Source organism: Aminobacter sp. P4_H6_2 (assembly GCF_056400805.1).
Map to the genome: position 1 here is coordinate 1 of NZ_JBFUKO010000939.1, position 1,466 is coordinate 1,466.

The following is a 1,466-nucleotide window of genomic DNA, read 5'->3' on the forward strand; positions in this document are numbered from 1 at the left end:
GATTGCGATGAGCGAGCGCGATCTGCAACGGATCGAAGTTTTGTCGAAGGTTGTTGCCGGCCGGACGACGATCGTTTCGGCAGCGCATGTTCTGGCGCTGAGCCCGCGCCAGGTGCGCCGGCTGCTGGAACGGATGAAGACGAGCGGCGCGGGCTCGATCCGACACAAGGCGATCGGCCGCCCATCGAACAATCGGATTTGTGACGGCGTGCGCGATTATGCCATGGAGATCGTGCGCGAGCGCTATGCGGACTTTGGTCCGACACTGGCGGCGGAGAAGCTTGCGGAGTTCGACGGGCTGACGGTTTCGCGCGAGACCTTGCGCCAATGGATGTCGGAGGCCGGCCTGTGGTTGTCGCGCAAGCAGCGGCGGACGTTTCATCAGCCGCGGTTGCGGCGCGAGGCGTATGGCGAACTGGTCCAAATCGATGGCTCCGAGCATCGTTGGTTCGAAGATCGCGRTGACCCATGTTCATTGCTAGTGTTCATCGATGATGCGACCGGCAAGCTGATGCAGTTGCGCTTCGTACGCTCGGAAAGTGCCTTCAGCTATTTCGAGGCGCTGGAACTCTATTTGAAGGACCACGGTGCTCCCGTCGCCTTTTATTCCGACAAGCATTCGGTGTTCCGGGTGACGAAGAAGGATGCCAAGGGCGGCCAGGGCATGACCCAGTTCGGCCGTGCGCTTTGCGAGCTAAATATCGAGATTCTTTGCGCAAATTCCAGTCAGGCCAAAGGTCGGGTCGAGCGCGCCAACCGAACGCTGCAGGATCGGCTGGTCAAAGAATTAAGGCTGGCGGGTATCGACGACATGGAGGCTGGCAATGCATTTCTGCCTGGCTTCATAGAGCACCACAACGCGCGGTTTGCGATCGTCCCTGCCCGACCCGATGATCTGCATCGGTCAATGAATCTGGCGCCCGATCGGCTCAAAGAGATCCTGTGCAAACGCGAGCAGCGCTATGTTGGATCGCAGCTGACATTTTCGTTCGAGCGCCAGCGGATCATGCTTGAGGAGACCGAGGTGACGCGCGGTTTGGCTGGTCGCTATGTCGAGACCTATGCCTATGCGGATGGTCGATTGGATGTGCGCTGGAAAGGCCATTCCCTGCCCTATCGGGTGTTCGATAAGGACCAGCGGGTGAGCCATGCGGCGATCATCGAGAACAAGCGGCTCGGTGATGTCCTGGCCTACATCAAGGAACGTCAGGAGCAGCAGACGAAGCCGGCCGTGAAGACGAACAGCGAGAAGATTGGCTACAAACCGCGTGGCCGCAAGCCGGGTAAGCGGACGGATTTCATGACCGATCCCGCGATCATTGCTCGGCGGCGGCAGGCGCTTTCCCAGCAAAGTGCGGTGGAGCAAGGACAAACTTACCCGGCACGGCTCAATGGAGAGTGAGTTCGGATTGCATGTCGGAGTCTAGCTTTAAGCAGGCAGGCCACAACGGTGTCTTGTGGTAGGT

The 1,466-nt window shown here is 59.4% G+C and carries 1 protein-coding gene; it reads left to right on the forward strand.

The genetic code is table 11. The features are described from left to right. Position 1: 1 nt before the first annotated feature. Positions 2–1,402 (forward strand): ISNCY family transposase, encoded by a 1,401-nt coding sequence (locus tag AC1DUU_RS31860; protein ID WP_476787289.1) that lies wholly within the window; start codon positions 2–4, stop codon positions 1,400–1,402. Positions 1,403–1,466: the final 64 nt, after the last annotated feature.